Origin of the sequence: Flagellimonas olearia (assembly GCF_004150225.1) — a bacterium.
Taxonomy (GTDB): Bacteria; Bacteroidota; Bacteroidia; order Flavobacteriales; family Flavobacteriaceae; genus Flagellimonas; species Flagellimonas olearia.
In genome coordinates, this window is record NZ_ML142907.1 from 62,492 (window position 1) to 76,007 (window position 13,516).

Annotated in this window: 14 protein-coding genes; 7 read left to right on the plus strand and 7 right to left on the minus strand. The window is 43.5% G+C overall.

Annotation, left to right across the window (positions count from 1 at the left end):
- Nucleotides 1–2: 2 nt before the first annotated feature.
- The 5 genes from DN53_RS00305 to DN53_RS00325 form a co-directional block, all read right to left on the minus strand.
- On the minus strand, nt 3–920 hold the full coding sequence (locus tag DN53_RS00305) for an EamA family transporter (RefSeq protein WP_129652437.1): 918 nt from the start codon (nt 918–920) through the stop codon (nt 3–5).
- A gap of 108 nt (nt 921–1,028) precedes the next feature.
- Nucleotides 1,029–1,361, minus strand: coding sequence for a hypothetical protein (locus DN53_RS00310; protein WP_129652438.1), 333 nt, complete (start codon nt 1,359–1,361; stop codon nt 1,029–1,031).
- Nucleotides 1,362–1,522: 161 nt separating this feature from the next.
- On the minus strand, nt 1,523–2,215 hold the full coding sequence (locus tag DN53_RS00315; protein WP_129652439.1) for a YiaD family glycine zipper/OmpA-like lipoprotein: 693 nt from the start codon (nt 2,213–2,215) through the stop codon (nt 1,523–1,525).
- A 3-nt stretch (nt 2,216–2,218) separates the two neighbouring features.
- Entirely contained in the window at nt 2,219–2,704 is a 486-nt protein-coding gene (locus DN53_RS00320; protein ID WP_129652440.1) for a lipocalin family protein, read from the minus strand.
- An 89-nt stretch (nt 2,705–2,793) separates the two neighbouring features.
- Nucleotides 2,794–4,770: an alpha-ketoacid dehydrogenase subunit alpha/beta gene (locus tag DN53_RS00325; RefSeq protein ID WP_129652441.1), complete on the minus strand. Its 1,977-nt coding sequence runs from the start codon at nt 4,768–4,770 to the stop codon at nt 2,794–2,796.
- 110 nt (nt 4,771–4,880) lie between these two features.
- Here DN53_RS00325 and DN53_RS00330 point away from each other — a divergent pair, with 110 nt between their 5' ends.
- From DN53_RS00330 to DN53_RS00350, 5 genes are all read left to right on the plus strand, one after another.
- The gene (locus tag DN53_RS00330; protein WP_129652442.1) at nt 4,881–5,831 is read left to right on the plus strand and encodes an isopenicillin N synthase family dioxygenase; all 951 of its coding nucleotides are present in this window, start codon (nt 4,881–4,883) and stop codon (nt 5,829–5,831) included.
- A gap of 3 nt (nt 5,832–5,834) precedes the next feature.
- A complete protein-coding gene (locus DN53_RS00335; protein WP_129652443.1) occupies nt 5,835–6,164 on the plus strand; it encodes a translation initiation factor in 330 nt (109 codons plus the stop codon).
- Between the two features lie 143 nt (nt 6,165–6,307).
- Nucleotides 6,308–7,240: a DUF1835 domain-containing protein gene (locus DN53_RS00340; protein WP_129652444.1), complete on the plus strand. Its 933-nt coding sequence runs from the start codon at nt 6,308–6,310 to the stop codon at nt 7,238–7,240.
- Nucleotide 7,241: 1 nt separating this feature from the next.
- Nucleotides 7,242–8,126, plus strand: a complete 885-nt coding sequence (locus DN53_RS00345; RefSeq protein ID WP_129652445.1) for a nucleoside phosphorylase — start codon at nt 7,242–7,244, stop codon at nt 8,124–8,126.
- Between the two features lie 67 nt (nt 8,127–8,193).
- Nucleotides 8,194–9,042, plus strand: coding sequence for a substrate-binding domain-containing protein (locus DN53_RS00350; RefSeq protein ID WP_129652446.1), 849 nt, complete (start codon nt 8,194–8,196; stop codon nt 9,040–9,042).
- Nucleotides 9,043–9,128: 86 nt separating this feature from the next.
- On the opposite strand, the gene DN53_RS00355 is transcribed toward DN53_RS00350, so the two are convergent.
- Nucleotides 9,129–9,794: a uracil-DNA glycosylase gene (locus DN53_RS00355; RefSeq protein WP_129652447.1), complete on the minus strand. Its 666-nt coding sequence runs from the start codon at nt 9,792–9,794 to the stop codon at nt 9,129–9,131.
- A gap of 9 nt (nt 9,795–9,803) precedes the next feature.
- A complete protein-coding gene (locus DN53_RS17835) occupies nt 9,804–9,956 on the minus strand; it encodes a hypothetical protein (RefSeq protein WP_165357190.1) in 153 nt (50 codons plus the stop codon).
- 88 nt (nt 9,957–10,044) lie between these two features.
- Here DN53_RS17835 and DN53_RS00360 point away from each other — a divergent pair, with 88 nt between their 5' ends.
- Nucleotides 10,045–12,216, plus strand: coding sequence for an endonuclease MutS2 (locus DN53_RS00360; protein ID WP_129653319.1), 2,172 nt, complete (start codon nt 10,045–10,047; stop codon nt 12,214–12,216).
- Between the two features lie 349 nt (nt 12,217–12,565).
- Complete coding sequence (locus tag DN53_RS17990; RefSeq protein ID WP_207211058.1) at nt 12,566–13,375, plus strand: hypothetical protein; 810 nt, start codon at nt 12,566–12,568, stop codon at nt 13,373–13,375.
- Nucleotides 13,376–13,516 lie beyond the last annotated feature (141 nt).

A 13,516-nucleotide genomic window follows, 5' to 3' on the forward strand; every position in this document is an offset into this window, starting at 1 on the left:
TCTTATCGCTTGAAGCGTTCAAAAATGGCCAAGGTCTTTTTGGTATTGATGAAATATACTCCTGTGAGCAATATTGCGGCAGCCATGATGGATTGAAATGTTATCTGCTCATCCAAAAAATACCATCCCAACAACAACGCCACAATCGGGTTCACATAGGTTGAAGTAGCCACTTTTTCTGGGGATACCGCTTTCAACAAATAATTGAACGAGGTAAATGCCACGATGCTTCCAAAAACAATGAGCAACACCATGGACAATTGTACTTTGCCGCTCCATTCCATTGGAGATATCCACTCTTCACCAAAACCCAAACTCATCAAGGCCAGGATAATACCCCCAGTGAACATTTGATATCCTGTGTTCACAAAATAGTTATTGGGCAAATCGGCCTTGGAGACAAAAAGGCTACTGTAGGCCCAACTGAGCATACAGAAAAATATCATGATCATTCCTATAATGGAACTTTCTTGGGCAATAATCTGCTTTTGGCTTACCAATAAGTAGATCCCGATAACACCCAGACCTACCCCAACCAACGACATGGGCTTTATTTTTTTGCCCTGTAAAAAACGCATCAACAAAAGGATGATCAGGGGCTGGGCGGATATTTCCAAGGCGGCAAAACCACTATCCACATATCGTAAAGCCCATACCACCACCCCATTTCCAAAACTCAGAAAAAGGATTCCTGCGATTATGGTATTCCACAATTGTCTTTTGGTAATCTTTAGCGAAATGCCCATGGATCTTGCCAAGGCAAATATCAACAGTCCCGCTGTGGTAAACCGGCATGAGGCCAGCATAAAAGGGGGCAATTCCATGACCGCAATCTTGTTCAAAAGGTATGTGGACCCCCAGATTACGTAAATGGCAAAAAAAGCTAGGATAACTAGGGCAGAGTTTGAGGATTTTCCCATTGCAAGACTGGTTTATCGCCTTACAATATTACGGATGTTTGCAGGAGTATGAAACATTTCCCCATTTTGTTTATGAAGAAAGTGAATTTTAGGGTAGAGCACTGAAAATCAACTGTACTTGTCCGTATCCAGCAAATAGGCAGCTATATCCTTTTCCAATTGTTTGAAATGCGCAAAATGGTGCTCAATTTCATCACCCAAATCCTCCGTGGTTTGTCCCATTTTCTCCTTGAGGCTATCCATAATGCGCTTTTGGTCACCTGTATATTCCTTGAAGCTTCGCTTGAGTTCATACAACTTCTCAAAACAGGAATAGTCGTGGGGCTCACAGGTATAGGAACCCAACTTTTTGGAAAGACGCTGAATAAGCTTGTTGTTTCGCTCCATTCTTACCAATAGCTCCTGAATCTGATATGTGTTGTTTTCAAGGATATCGCCCATGATGTTTGGAATTTTAGGAGTCTGTAAAACTTTCCTTAAGGTAGTGATTATCCTACATTTTGGCTTTAAAAAAAACTTCAAATTTGTGTTAATTCTCGTTACAGCCATCAAAAAAAAAGCCCGATGGAATCCATCGGGCTTTGGTCTATCAAAATTGCCTACTAGTTTTTGGTCTGCTCGTAAGCTTCTTCTTTTAGTTCATCACTTGCTATAATGGCAAGCTCAACACGACGGTTCTGCGCCCTTCCTTCGGCAGTTTCATTGCTTTCAATGGGCTGGGTCTCGCCATACCACTTGGTGGTGAACCTACCGCTTGAAATCCCTTTGGACGTCAAGTAGTTGGTCACGGACTGCGCCCGTTGTTGGGATAGGGTCATGTTGTAGGCATCGCTTCCTGCACTATCGGTATGTCCCTCTACCAAGATATTGGATTTTGGGTATTCCTTAAAAATACCGGCCAATTTATCCAAAGTGGTTGCGGAAGCTCCTTTGATATCAGACTTGTTGGTATCAAAATATACCCCGTTTTCGCCACTAAAGGTAACATTGATACCTTCTCCCACACGTTTTACCTCTGCGCCAGGAATTTCTTCTTCGATACGTTCTGCCTGTCGGTCCATACGATTACCGATATAACCACCGGCAGCACCACCCACAACGGCACCAATGATGGCACCAAGGGCTGTGTTTCCTTTTCCAACGTTGTTCCCTATGATTCCACCGATCACGGCTCCACCACCGGCACCTATAGCGGCACCTTTTTGGGTGTTATTGGCATTTTGTATGGCATTACAGCTTAAAATAAGGCTCAATGCCAAGACTGCTGTTGTACTTTTTACTATAATTCTTTTCATGTGTTAGCTTTTTGTGAATTCATAAACTATGGTTACTGGCTGTCCATCCACCGAAACGTTGGATTTCAGTGTCATATTTTGCTCCGAAAGGTTAACGATATTCAATCGATACCCATATCCTCCGGAAATGTCCTTGCGATTTTCATCGATGAACTTGAACTGCAATTGACTGCTGTAGTTCTGAGAGGGCTCCACCACGGACCATCTGAAAAAACGGTCTCCGCCTTGGCAGAGGGTGCTTTGGTTAATGGTGTATCTTCCGGTACTGTTGTTGTCCCTGAAGAACCATTGGCTTCCCTCAAAGCAGATATCTTCGGCATCATTGAAGATGACGGATTTAAAATTGCCTGAATTGTTCTCGTAGGAAATGTTGTCCAAAATCCACGTACCACTAAAAAGGTTACGTTGCGTTCTTGCGCTTTTGGACACGGAGCAAGACGTAAGTAAAAGTCCTGCCAGTGCAATGATTAAAAATGATTGTTTTACCATAAGAATTGGAGTTTAAGTTTACATATATACGAGTGAGACACCTAAAATGTCCTCTTGGGGTATTAAAAAATTGTTAATGCGTCAGTAATTCAATAATTGTACAGCTCCAATAATGCTGTTTCAAATCTTTTCTTGGGCAGGTAATTCTCCTCCAATTCCCTAGCGAATGGTACCGGTGTTTCCAAACTCCCCACCCTTTTTACGGGTGCGTCCAAATGTTCAAAACAATTTTCCATGACCATTGCCGAGATATCACTCGCAATACCGCCAAATAACGTATCTTCTTGCAATATGATGAGCTTCCCTGTCTTTCTTACCGAGGTATAGACAGCATCAGCGTCCAGAGGTTGCAGCGTACACAAATCTACGAGATCCGCTTCAATTTCCGGATGTTTTTCCAACACCTCCAAGGCCCAATGTACCCCGGCACCGTAACTTACTATGGAAACCGCTTCCCCCTCTTTCACCAAACTCGCCTTTCCCAAGGGTAAAGTGTAATAGCCTGATGGCACATCACCATAGACACTCCTGTACAATCCTTTGTGCTCAAAGAACAACACAGGATTGGGGTCATTGATGGCCGTATTCAACAATCCTTTGGCATCATGCGGGAAAGCAGGATACACCACCTTGAGCCCTGGAACTTTAGTAAACCAAGCCTCATTGGTCTGGGAGTGGAACGGTCCTGCCCCAACCCCGCCACCACAAGGCATTCGTATCACTACATCGGCTTTTTCATTCCATCGGTAATGTACTTTGGCCAAATAGTTCACTATGGGATTGAATCCGCTGCTCACAAAATCCGCAAACTGCATTTCCACCACGGCCTTCATGCCATTGATGGAAAGGCCCATGGCTGCTGACACAATCACCGATTCGCAAATGGGTGTATTTCGCACACGACTCTTTCCAAACTTTGAAATGAACCCTTCGGTAATCTTAAAAACCCCACCGTAATCGGCAATATCCTGTCCCATAAGAATGAGCTCATTATGACGGTACATGGATTGTTCCAAACCTTCGGAAATGGCATCTACAAAACGAATATTCTTTGTTTCGCTATTATTTTTAACTAATTCATATTTAAATTCTTGATATACCTCACTTAATTCTTTACTTTCAGTTGAAGAAATAGCGGGTTCATCAAAGGCCATTTGCAGATTTTCATTGATTTCCGCCGATATCCGCTCCTTCAGCGCTTCTATTTCTTCCATAGAGACCAGGTTTTCATCCAATAAAAAAGATTCGTAGTTGGCGATAGGGTCCTTCTTGGCCCATTTCTTCATCAAATTTTCAGGAACGTACTTGGTACCGCTAGCCTCTTCATGTCCACGCATGCGAAAAGTCTTGAATTCGAGAAGAATGGGACGGGGGCGTTTGCGAATGGTCCTACAAATCTCATCGACCTTGGTATAAACCTCCAAAATATTGTTCCCATCAATAATTCGGGATTCCATCCCATAGCCCCTGGCCCTATCTGCCAGATTCTCGCAATTGTACTGCTCATTGGTGGGTGTGGACAGACCATAGCCGTTATTTTCAATACAGAACAGCACAGGAAGGTTCCAAACCGAGGCCACATTGAGCGCTTCATGAAAATCACCTTCGCTAGTGGCTCCTTCACCGGTAAAAACTGCGGTTACCTGCTTGTTCCGTTTCAACATATTGGCCAGAGCAATTCCATCGGCCACTCCCAATTGAGGGCCCAAATGCGATATCATCCCCACAATCTTGTATTCCTGAGTGCCAAAGTGAAAGCTTCGGTCACGCCCTTGGGTAAAACCACTTTGCTTTCCTTGCCATTGTGCAAAAAGACGGTGTAAGGGAATATTTCGAGAAGTGAACACCCCCAAGTTCCTATGCATGGGCAAAATGTACTCCTCAGACTTCAGGGCATGGGTGACACCGACCGAGATGGCCTCTTGCCCAATCCCGCTGAACCATTTGGAAATCTTCCCCTGCCGTAACAGCACCAACATCTTTTCTTCTATCATTCTTGGCTTTAACATTGCCGTATACAAGTCCCGTAATTTCTGTTGGCCCAAATCCCCTATATGGTATCGCATATCCTAAAATTGGTGTTTGATAAAAGTAGAAAAAAAGCATTCATATTTTGTGAAATTCCCAATCGTTCCATTGAAATCATTACTTTTGAATGTAATCCAAAATTGACGACATGAGCGCAATTCCAAGTGTAAACCTGGAGGATTTTGTTTCAGGAGATCCGGCTAGAAAACAAAAGTTTGTCAAAGAAATCGGTGCTGCATTTGAAGATATCGGTTTTGTGGCCCTTAGCGGTCATTTTCTTTCAGACGAACTGGTAGACCAACTCTATGCCGAAATCAAAAAGTTCTTCCAATTGCCACAAGACGTCAAGGATACCTACGAAATTGAGGGCATTGGAGGACAAAGGGGCTATACCTCCTTCGGAAAAGAGCATGCCAAGGGAAAAAAGGAAGGTGACCTGAAAGAATTTTGGCATTTTGGACAATATGTGGAAAACAATCCAACGTTGGAAGCGGAGTACCCGGACAATGTAACTGTTAGCGAGTTGCCCGAGTTCAATACCGTGGGAAAGGAAACCTACAAAATGCTGGAGAAGACCGCCCAATATGTGCTACGGGCCTTGGCCCTTCATTTGGGGCTGGAGGAAACCTATTTTGACGATTACATCAAAAATGGGAATTCCATTCTCCGTCCTATTCACTACCCTCCCATTACCCAAGAACCCAAGAATGCGGTGCGAGCCGCAGCTCACGGGGACATCAATTTGATTACCCTTCTTATGGGCGCCCATGGAAAAGGATTGCAGGTCCAGAACCATGAAGGCGAATGGGTAGATGCCATTGCACGCCCCGACCAGTTGATGATCAATGTAGGCGATATGCTCTCCCGCTTGACCAACAACAAACTCAAATCAACCATACACCAAGTAGTGAACCCTCCCAGGGAACTGTGGGGCACTTCGCGGTACTCCATACCTTTCTTTATGCATCCTGTGAGCGACATGCCGCTCAATTGTCTTGAAGATTGTATTGACGAAGAACATCCCAAAGCCTTTGAGGATACCACCGCCGGGGAATATTTACACGAACGACTCGTAGAATTGGGATTGGTGAAAAAATAATTTATGGACCTACAAGATCAATTGAAAAACCTTTTTCCGGACCACGAACCTGAAGAAGTGGAAAACACGGAACAGGAAGCACCATCGTATTGGCTACAAGACGACCCAATCATCTGCAAATACGAAAAACGAAAAGGAAAACCGGTCACCATTTTGGATGGATACAATGGAGCGGATTCCGATTTTAAAAAATTGACAAAAGACCTTAAAACCTATTTAGGGGTTGGCGGGAGTTACAAGAAAGAGTCCATCATCATACAAGGGGATTATCGTGACAAAATCATGGCATTTTTAAAAGACCATGGTTTTTCGGTAAAACGGGTAGGAGGTTGATTACATGCTTTTTAAAAAGTCTGTTTTACGTTTCAACCCTGTTAAATTTCAACATTGATAACCAATGTTTTACGAAAAAATTTTTGTGTTTTTGGTTTAAACCTTACTTTTATTCTTCCTAACCAACGAAAACTGAACTGAAAATGAAATCACTGTTGCACATTACCAACGGCGACGGTTTCACGTCAAGATTACAATCACTGCAGTTAAAGGGAGACATCATCACATGGCGCGAAATGCTCTGCGAAGGAAAGACCCTCTGCACCGTAGGCAGCGAATCCTTTTGGAAAACAAGATTCGATTTTTTAAGCAAAAACTACAAGGTCACCAAGTCGTGGTTTGTTGAAAAGACCTTGAAGGAGTACCGATCTTTATGCAACCACAAACAGCAGGACCAGATTGTCCTCTGGTTTGAATACGACCTCTTCTGCCAAATAAACATGCTTGCCGTTCTAAGTTGGCTCAAGACCCACAGAAGACACGCCGAGATATCCTTGGTTTGCAGCGGAAAAGAAGATGACACGAATAAGATGTACGGTCTTAACGAATTAAGCAATGAAAAGCTTTTAGAACTCTACGAAGAAAGGACCATACTTACCCAGGACGATATTGAATTTGCCGATTATGTTTGGCAATTGTACTGTAGCGACAATCCTATTCGATTGGAAAACCTGATTGCCCACAACGATTTTCAGTTTGAATACCTAGCGGATGCTTTGAAAACCCACTTGAAACGCTTCCCATCCATAAAAAATGGCCTCAACGAATTGGAAAACAAGGTTTTGGAAACATCCCTCAACCAAAAGCCAAAATCAAGAAAAGAATTATTGGGAACTCTTTTGAGCGATCAAGGGTATTACGGTTTTGGCGATACGCAATACGAACGCATCATCACTTCATTACGCCCATTGTTCAGTTCCTTTAATCCGGTAAGACTTACCAAAAAAGGCAAGGAGGTTTTGGATAATCAAACCAATTATTATTCTCAAATACGTGATAATCAACTGTATCTTGGAGGTTCTTTAAAGTATAACTTTCTATACAATACATCCACAGACCGTATTCTAAAACTCTAAAATGTCCTTAGGAAACTCAGAATTGATTCTGAACCCTGATGGCAGTATTTACCATCTCAATCTTCTTCCGGAGGATATTGCAACGACCATTATTACCGTTGGCGACCCTGACCGTGTTTCTTCGGTAAGCAAGTACTTTGATTCCATTGAGGTTAAAAAACAGAAGAGAGAGTTCCGCACCCATACAGGGCATCTTAAAGGAAAACGCATTACTGTACTCTCCACAGGTATTGGGACCGACAATATCGACATTGTTCTCAATGAATTGGATGCGTTGGCCAATATTGATTTGGAAACACGAAAGGTCAAATCCAATAAAATACAGCTCAGTTTTATACGGATTGGTACATCTGGGAGCATCCAACCCAACATTCCTGTAGATTCCTTTTTGATGAGCGCCAGTGCCATTGGCCTTGATGGGCTTTTACACTTTTATGAATCTGGACAGTGCACCAATGATGACCTGGAGAAAAAGTTTGACGAATTTCTGGGGTGGAGTAGCCACAAAATTCATCCCTATGCGGTTGATTGCGACAAAACATTAGGGGATGTTTTCACTTCAAATCGTATACGATTTGGAATAACATGTACAAATTCAGGATTTTACGGACCCCAAGGAAGAAGTCTCCGCCTTAGCCCCAAGATTGTCGATTTCAACGAACGTCTAGCTGCATTTACTTATCAAAATCAACGGATAACCAACTTGGAAATGGAGACGGCAGGTATATACGGATTGGCCAAAATGCATGGACACCGCGCTGTTTCCTTGAATGCCATTCTTGCAAACCGTGCCACTGGCGAGTTTTCAAAAGCTGGAGGAAAGACCGTGGATGATCTAATCAAGTATACCCTTGAAAGACTGGTTTCAAGTGATCTTATATCTTGATTTTTTGGCCTTCATAAAAATCATACCAAACGGAATGGGTATTTTTGGAACCTAAAGATTGCTCTTCATGAAAAACGTAAAAATTATTGGAGTTCCTGAACATTTCAACCTGCCGTGGCACTTGGCTATGGAAGATGGTGCTTTTGAAGATCGGGGAATACAACTGACCTGGACCGATGTTCCCGAAGGAACAGGTAAAATGGCCCAAATGCTGCAAGACGGCCAAACGGATTTGGCCATCATCCTTACCGAAGGCATGGTCAAGAGCATCTCCCAAGGGAATCCCAGTAAGATTGTAATGGAGTACATCTCCTCACCCCTACTTTGGGGCATCCATGTGGCCGCGGACAGTCCAAGGAAATCCGTGTCCGAGCTCAAAGACGACAAGGTAGCCATAAGCCGTTTGGGTAGTGGCAGCCATTTAATGGCCTATATCAATGCCGAAAACCAAGGCTGGGACCCCACTCAACTCCAGTTTGAAACCATCAATAATCTTGATGGCGCAGTGGAAAGCCTGAGCAACGGTTCGGGAGCCTATTTTATGTGGGAGCATTTCACCACCAAGCCTTTGGTGGATGACGGCACCTTTAAATGGTTGGGCGATTGCCCTACCCCATGGCCCTGTTTTGTTTTGGCCGCAACCAATGCTTTTTCTGAGGAAAATCCAGGAATATTAGACCATATTTTGGAAGTGATCAACACCTACACCGCAGAATTCAAACAGATTCCAAGCATAGACCGCACGCTGTCCAACAGATACGAACAAAAATTGGAAGATATTCAGGAATGGCTATCCAAGACCACTTGGGGACAGCAACAGATTTCGGAAAAAACACTAAACGAGGTTCAATCGAGATTGTTTGACCTTAATTTAGTTGATGATATAAAAGGTGTTAAGAGTTTTCTTTGGAAATAGTCCAAAAATCTAATAATCCCTGATTCACACGAATTACTCGAATTTTTTCGAATGAAACGTGTTTTTACATATTCAAACAATCAGATTCACCAATCTATCGGTTGCCTCCCCAGTTGGGAAAGTAGCCCATTGGCAGTGCTGAAATGTTGGTTTCCAAACCACAGCCCCCTATTCGCACTCAATGGCGAGGGATGCCCTGAAGTCAGGATGTGGTGTTTGCTCTTATCAATCAAGGTAGCTTTCTTTTTGGCGAATCCGCCCCAAAGTAAAAAAACAACCCCATTCAACTGCTCCGAAACCATTTTAATGACCGCATCGGTGAACTGCTCCCAACCTTTATTTTGATGACTGCCAGCCTGATGTGCCCTAACCGTAAGGGTAGCGTTGAGCAACAACACCCCTTGATCGGCCCATCGTTCCAGATTCCCGCTCGTTGGGTACGGTTTTTCAACATCCACTTTGATTTCCTTGAAAATATTGACCAATGAAGGTGGATGTGGGATACCATCCTTTACCGAAAAACACAACCCATTGGCTTGATTGGGACCGTGATAAGGGTCTTGTCCTATGATCACCACTTTGGTTTCCTGAAACGGACAGTGGTCAAAGGCCGCAAAAATATCCTTGCCTTTTGGATAGCAGGTATGCCCACTATATTCCTGTTTCACAAATTGCACCAATTGCTGGAAATAGGGTTTTTGAAACTCTTGTTCCAAATGCGCCTTCCAGCTTGGATCAATATTCACATCCATAAATGCTTATTATTTTTTCTTGGTCAGTTTATAGAGCAAATAACCGATTCCCACAATAAAGTGTAGCAGAATGATGCCTGCAATTACATAAATTAAGGTGTTGTCCCTGCCCATTGGATAAGAATTTGCGCCAAAAGGCGCTATTTTTTCAAATGTAAGCATAGAATGTTTTTAAATGGTCAAGTTGTCGGCAAAAACCCTTTTTCCCTCCCAAGCCAAAATCCTATCTTTACGCCGCCAGTTGAAAAAGATGCAGAACATTCACCCCAAAACATTACAGGATCTAGAGTTCCCCACCGTATTGCAACAGATTTCCTCGCGTTGCAATACCGAATTGGGAAAGGAATCCGCTTTGGAAATCGCACCGATTGACGACAAGGAAGCGTTGTTGGAGGTTCTGGGGCAAACCTCGGAGTACTTGGCCTCCTATACCAATGACAACCGGATTCCAAACCACGGTTTTGACAGCATCAACAGCGAACTGTCCTTATTGAAAATTGAAAACAGCACCCTTGAAATCCCAAGTTTCAGGCGAATTTCAAGCATTTGTAAGACGGTTACCAACCATCAAAAATTCTTCAAGAAATTCAAGGAGTATTACCCTTTACTTTTTAAAAAGTCCGAAGCTTTGGAGCCGAATACCGAGATTCCGGCCGCTATAGACGACGTAATCGACAAGTTCGGGGAAATCAAGGATTCTGCTTCCGATGAATTGAGATACATCCGTTCGCAAATCAATAGTGTCCGCGGCAAGATCAACCAAAGCTTCTCGGCGGCACTGGTGCGGTATCAATCTTCAGATTTTCTGGACGACATCCGGGAATCCGTTGTTGAAAACCGAAGGGTATTGGCAGTAAAGGCCATGCACCGCCGCAAGGTAAAGGGCACCGTAATGGGCAGTTCCAAGACCGGGAGCATTGTCTACATCATCCCGGAGTCTACTGTGGCCCACACCAGGGAACTCAATAATCTAGAGTTTGAGGAAAAGGAAGAAATCCAACGAATCCTCAACCAGCTCACTAATAGCATTAGGCCTTTTGCCCCCCTTTTAAAACTGTATCAGACCTACCTTACAGATATCGATATTACCGCGGCAAAGGCCAAGTACGCTTCTGAAATGGATGCCCTACTTCCCGAAATCAGCGAGAAACGGGAACTTTTTCTTAGGGATGCCTATCATCCACTGCTGTACTTGAACAACAAACGGAAGAACGAAAAAACATGGCCGCAGACCATTCAACTGCATAAAGAGAACCGTATCATTGTGATTTCTGGGCCCAATGCGGGAGGAAAAAGTATTACCCTAAAGACCATTGGACTCCTACAGACCATGCTGCAAAGCGGACTGTTGATTCCGGTCCATGAGCGCAGCAAAGTATGCCTTTTTGATAAGATTTTAACAGATATTGGAGATAATCAATCCATTGAAAATCATCTGAGTACATACAGTTATCGACTCAAGAACATGAACCACTTCCTAAAGAAGTGCAACGACCGTACTTTGTTCTTGATCGATGAGTTTGGAACGGGAAGTGATCCAGAATTGGGAGGCGCATTGGCGGAAGCATTTTTGGAGGTTTTCTATGAACGGGAAGCTTACGGGGTCATTACCACCCACTATGCCAATTTAAAGGCGTTGGCCAATGAATTGCCACATGCCACCAATGCCAACATGCGTTTCAACTCCAAAACTTTGGAACCCACCTTTCAATTAGTATTGGGCGAAGCAGGTAGCTCCTTCACCTTTGAGGTGGCCCAAAAGAATGGCATCCCCTACTCTTTGATCAACAAGGCCAAGAAAAAGATAGAACGCAGCAAGGTCCGTTTTGATGCCACGATCGCCAAACTTCAGAAAGAGCGCAGCAAAATGGTACAGACCGGCTCCAAACTCAAGGAAGAGGAAAGCAAGGCCCGTGAAGAGGCCAGCCGCTTGGAAGAACTGAATTCCCGTATCAAATCCAAATTGGAGAACTATCAGGAACTGTACGACCACAACCAGCGGATGATCCAATTGGGCAACAAGATCAACTCGGCGGCCGAGAAATACTTCCTGGACAATAAAAAACGCCCCTTGATCTCCGAAATGCTCCGCATTGTGGAAACCGAAAACAGCAAGCGCAAGAAAACCACGGCCAAAAAGGCCAAGGAAAAAAAGCAACAGCAACAACAGGTGGCCCAAGAACTGGAACAAAAGATCAAAAAAGTACGGGTAGAGAAGAAAATCCAAAAGAAAAAGGAGGTCCAAGCCGAAAAGAACAAACCCAGACCCGTTTTTAAGGTGGGCGACCGTGTTCGGATGATGGACGGTAAGGCCGTGGGCAGTATAGATGCCCTGGAAAAGGGCAAGGCCATTGTAAACTATGGCATGTTCACCACCAATGTGAGCGTGGACCAACTGGATTTGGTGGAGGCCAAAAAGTAACACTGGTCCTTTCCAACGGAGCCCTGCGAGTGTGAGAAATCCAATCTAACTTAAAAGATTTCTCAATCGGCACTAAGTGCCTCATATCGAAATGACCTTTATCATAACATTGCTGCTGAGCGGCCGGAGAGTCGAAGCACCAGCCACACTAGTTCATTTGTCATTTCGAACCGAGCTATTCGAGCGTGAGAAATCCAACGCAATGAAGATTTCTCCTCGTTCCGGAAGGCTTCGGGACTCACTCGAAATAACAACAGTTAGCACAAACATTCTTCTTTGTTTGAAAATCAATCCTGTATTTAATATTTTTAAAATATCTCTATTATTTACTTTAACCACATTTGATTGAATGGACTGGAAAGAGCTAAAAGAAGTTTTGGAAATTTTAAAAATTCTCATTGAAGGTCTAGCTATAATCATAGCGGGGCTATGGACTTATTTGTTGTTTGTTAGACAACGTTTAGCATTGCCAAAAGTAAACATTGTACCGGCCATTACCCATGTCCGCACCTTCAATCATTGGACACTGATACATGTTGAACTGAAGATCGACAATGTTGGATCAGTAGTGTTTAGGTCAGGTAACGCAGAGGTTCGACTCCGACAGGTTTCCCCTTTTCCCGATGATGTAACATACTGGATAAATATAGGTTATGATCCCGTGGAGCAGCATAGAACCGAGGTCGAATGGCCATTGATTGCCGACCGTAAATGGGACTGGTCCAAAGGTCCATTTGAGATTGAACCGGGTGAATCAGATTCGCTACACGCAGATTTTATCATCCCAAATTCCATTAATGTGATCGAACTATATGGCTTTATTGCAAATACCATGAAAAAAAGGCAAGGTTTAGGATGGACATTGACCAAAATACACCAAATTGATTCTCCAGTTGAGCATCCGAATTTTATTAAAGTTGAAGAATATCAACATAGGTCAGGGCAACAACAACAACAACAACAACAGCAACAGCAACAACAGCAACAACAGCAACAGCAACAACAGCAACAGCAACAACAGCAACAACAGCAACAACAGCAACAGCAACAACAGCAACAACAGCAACAACAACAGCAGCAGCAGATGCCGCAAAGACCCCAACAACAGCTGCAGCAACAGCAATTTCTTAAACCACGCCCTCCGAAAGTGAAAAAATAAGCCAGTTCAATTTGATTAAGCCATCAACGGAACCCACTATTTTCTGTTGGCCCAAAATCAACATCACAAAAAACCAAACCATTCCCAACACTATTTTTTCTATCTTGTTGGGGAAAATTAATCTCAACAAACCTTAACAAG

What these genes read in the sequence shown, in the direction of transcription:
- DN53_RS00315 (WP_129652439.1), bottom strand. Translation starts at nt 2,215, where the DNA reads ATGAAAAGAATTATAGTAAAAAGTACAACAGCAGTCTTGGCATTGAGC.
- DN53_RS00310 (WP_129652438.1), bottom strand. Translation starts at nt 1,361, where the DNA reads ATGGGCGATATCCTTGAAAACAACACATATCAGATTCAGGAGCTATTG.
- DN53_RS00330 (WP_129652442.1), top strand. Translation starts at nt 4,881, where the DNA reads ATGAGCGCAATTCCAAGTGTAAACCTGGAGGATTTTGTTTCAGGAGAT.
- DN53_RS00320 (WP_129652440.1), bottom strand. Translation starts at nt 2,704, where the DNA reads ATGGTAAAACAATCATTTTTAATCATTGCACTGGCAGGACTTTTACTT.
- DN53_RS00340 (WP_129652444.1), top strand. Translation starts at nt 6,308, where the DNA reads ATGAAATCACTGTTGCACATTACCAACGGCGACGGTTTCACGTCAAGA.
- DN53_RS00325 (WP_129652441.1), bottom strand. Translation starts at nt 4,770, where the DNA reads ATGCGATACCATATAGGGGATTTGGGCCAACAGAAATTACGGGACTTG.
- DN53_RS00345 (WP_129652445.1), top strand. Translation starts at nt 7,242, where the DNA reads ATGTCCTTAGGAAACTCAGAATTGATTCTGAACCCTGATGGCAGTATT.
- DN53_RS17990 (WP_207211058.1), top strand. Translation starts at nt 12,566, where the DNA reads ATGGACTGGAAAGAGCTAAAAGAAGTTTTGGAAATTTTAAAAATTCTC.
- DN53_RS00305 (WP_129652437.1), bottom strand. Translation starts at nt 920, where the DNA reads ATGGGAAAATCCTCAAACTCTGCCCTAGTTATCCTAGCTTTTTTTGCC.
- DN53_RS17835 (WP_165357190.1), bottom strand. Translation starts at nt 9,956, where the DNA reads ATGCTTACATTTGAAAAAATAGCGCCTTTTGGCGCAAATTCTTATCCA.
- DN53_RS00335 (WP_129652443.1), top strand. Translation starts at nt 5,835, where the DNA reads ATGGACCTACAAGATCAATTGAAAAACCTTTTTCCGGACCACGAACCT.
- DN53_RS00350 (WP_129652446.1), top strand. Translation starts at nt 8,194, where the DNA reads ATGAAAAACGTAAAAATTATTGGAGTTCCTGAACATTTCAACCTGCCG.
- DN53_RS00355 (WP_129652447.1), bottom strand. Translation starts at nt 9,794, where the DNA reads ATGGATGTGAATATTGATCCAAGCTGGAAGGCGCATTTGGAACAAGAG.
- DN53_RS00360 (WP_129653319.1), top strand. Translation starts at nt 10,045, where the DNA reads ATGCAGAACATTCACCCCAAAACATTACAGGATCTAGAGTTCCCCACC.